This is a genomic window from Streptomyces sp. NPDC127092 (assembly GCF_042722475.1).
Taxonomy (GTDB): Bacteria; Actinomycetota; Actinomycetes; order Streptomycetales; family Streptomycetaceae; genus Streptomyces.
The window spans coordinates 1-2391 of sequence record NZ_JBHXFE010000133.1 but is presented as its reverse complement, the minus strand read 5'-3'; the positions used below and the strand labels follow the sequence as shown (position 1 = coordinate 2391).

Here is a 2391-nt window from a genome sequence, read left to right as displayed (position 1 = left end):
GCGTGGACGCGGTGGTGCACGGGGACCAGGACCAGCTGATGACCGCGGTGCGCAACCTGGTGGACAACGCGGTGCGCTACTCCCCGGAGGGCACCACGGTCGGCATCGGCCTGAGCTCCGTGGACGGGCTCGCGCAGGTCACCGTCACGGACCAGGGCATCGGCATCAGCCCGGAGGAGCAGGAGCGGGTCTTCGAACGCTTCTACCGCGTGGACGCGGCGCGGTCGCGTCAGACGGGCGGCACGGGCCTGGGGCTGAGCATCGTCAAGCACGTCGTCATCAACCACGGAGGGGAGGTCACCCTCTGGTCCCAGCCGGGCCGCGGGTCGACCTTCACCATCCGCCTGCCCGAGTGGGGGGACGGTGTCGCCGTCGACGGCGCGCCGGGTGCCGCCCACGTCACCGAGCGGCGCGGTCACCGGGTGACCGCCTCGGCCGCACCCCCGACCCGGAAGGAGACGAGCGCATGAGCCGCATTCTGATCGTGGAGGACGAGGAGTCGTTCAGCGACCCCCTGTCCTACCTCCTGGAGAAGGAGGGGTTCGAGGTCACCGTCGCCGCCGACGGCAACGAGGCGCTGAGCGTCTTCGAGCGCGACAGCGCGGACCTGATCCTCCTGGACCTGATGCTCCCGGGGATGTCCGGCACCGAGGTGTGCCGTCAGGTGCGCCAGCGCTCCAACGTCCCCGTGATCATGCTGACCGCGAAGGACTCGGAGATCGACAAGGTCGTCGGCCTCGAGCTCGGCGCGGACGACTACGTGACCAAGCCGTACTCCTCACGCGAGCTGGTGGCCCGCGTCCGCGCCGTGCTGCGCCGTCAGGGGGAGCAGGAGGAGCCGATGTCGGCGACCATCAGCGCCGGCCCCGTGCGCATGGACGTCGAGCGGCACGTCGTCTCCGTGGACGGCGAGCAGGTGTCCCTGCCGCTCAAGGAGTTCGAGCTGCTGGAGATGCTGCTGCGCAACGCCGGGCGCGTGCTCACCCGCGGCCAGCTGATCGACCGCGTGTGGGGCTCCGACTACGTGGGGGACACCAAGACCCTCGACGTGCACGTGAAGCGCCTGCGCTCCAAGATCGAACCCGACCCCTCGAGCCCCCGCTACCTCGTCACGGTGCGCGGTCTGGGCTACAAGTTCGAGGCCTGACCGGCGCGCTCCTCCCGGGACGACGACGGCCCCGGCTCCACCTCGCGGTGGGGCCGGGGCCGTTGCGTGCCGGGCGTAGGCCCGGCGGAGGTCAGTGCTCCTCGCCGTAGTGGTGGGTCTCCTCGTGGAGGTGCCCGACGAGATCCTCCTCCGAGGGCTCGACTCCCTCGGGGAGCAGGTCACGGTACTGCTCCTGGGTGGCGCTCAGCAGCGGGACGGCCAGGTCGGCGGTGCCGCCGTTGCCGGAGACGGTCACGGGCAGGTTCTCGCCGACCCACACGCCCTCGCGCTCCAGGACGGTTGTGTTCGCCTCGTCCTCGAGCTTGCGGCTCTCGCCGGCGGGGACCTTCAGGGTCGCGGAGCCGCCGCCCTCGGCCTGGAAGGTGTAGGTCTGATCCTGGCCGGAGGTGTTCTCCACGGTGCCGATCAGGCGGGCGGGGCCCGACTCGCCGTCGCCGACGAGGGCGAGGTTGCGGTAGCTCAGGAAGTCCTGCTCCTGGCCGTTGATGCCGTCCGAGGGGGAGTACTGGATGGCGGTGGCGATCGGGCTCACGGCGGAGCAGCCGGTGGCGCCCAGCAGGGCGACCGCGGCCAGCGCACCTGCGGCGAGGTGGCGCCGGGCGGGCCGGGATGCGTTCTTCACAGAGGTCTCCTCAGGTGCGATGACGTGCTCAGGAGCCCCGAGGCAGGGGCCCTGCCAGGTCAGGCTACCGCATCCCGGGACGCCGGCAGGCCTGTGGTGCGGGGTCGTCCACTATCACATCCGGAGGCCGAAGATGTGACGGCACGCGCGGCACGACGAGGCCGCATGATAGAATGAGACGACTGAAAGGGGCACAACAACATGGTTTTTGAGGTCGGAGAGACCGTCGTCTACCCCCACCACGGTGCTGCGCGGATCGAGGAGATCAAGATGCGCACCATCAAGGGGGAGGAGAAGATGTACCTCAAGCTCAAGGTGGCCCAGGGAGACCTGACCATCGAGGTCCCTGCGGAGAACGTCGACCTCGTCGGCGTGCGTGACGTCGTGGATGCGGAGGGGCTCGAGCACGCCATGGAGGTCCTGCGCGCCGAGCACGTGGAGGAGCCGACCAACTGGTCCCGCCGCTACAAGGCCAACCTGGAGAAGCTCGCCAGCGGCGACGTCAACAAGGTGGCCGAGGTCGTCCGCGACCTGTGGCGCCGCGACCAGGACCGCGGCCTGTCCGCCGGCGAGAAGCGCATGCTCGCGAAGGCCCGCCAGG

General features: G+C 70.3%; 4 protein-coding genes. 3 read left to right on the top strand and 1 reads right to left on the bottom strand.

The features are described from left to right. Both ACFWJO_RS37950 and ACFWJO_RS37945 read left to right on the top strand, forming a co-directional pair. The coding region (locus ACFWJO_RS37950) for a sensor histidine kinase (RefSeq protein ID WP_386872697.1) at nucleotides 1-470 on the top strand (470 nt) is incomplete at its 5' end. Continuing rightward, on the top strand, nucleotides 467-1147 hold the full coding sequence (locus tag ACFWJO_RS37945; RefSeq protein WP_002858071.1) for a response regulator transcription factor: 681 nt from the start codon (nucleotides 467-469) through the stop codon (nucleotides 1145-1147). The genes ACFWJO_RS37950 and ACFWJO_RS37945, both read left to right, overlap by 4 nt. Nucleotides 1148-1238: 91 nt before the next feature. Here the strand turns inward: ACFWJO_RS37945 and ACFWJO_RS37940 are convergent, their stop codons facing one another. After that, the gene (locus ACFWJO_RS37940) at nucleotides 1239-1790 is read right to left on the bottom strand and encodes a hypothetical protein (protein ID WP_036384688.1); all 552 of its coding nucleotides are present in this window, start codon (nucleotides 1788-1790) and stop codon (nucleotides 1239-1241) included. A 201-nt stretch (nucleotides 1791-1991) separates the two neighbouring features. On the opposite strand from ACFWJO_RS37940, the gene ACFWJO_RS37935 reads away from it, so the two are divergent. Further along, the coding region (locus ACFWJO_RS37935; protein ID WP_386872693.1) for a CarD family transcriptional regulator at nucleotides 1992-2391 on the top strand (400 nt) is incomplete at its 3' end.

Excerpts from the sequence above, each read along its gene's own strand:
- ACFWJO_RS37945 (WP_002858071.1), top strand. The coding sequence starts at position 467 with ATGAGCCGCATTCTGATCGTGGAGGACGAGGAGTCGTTCAGCGACCCC.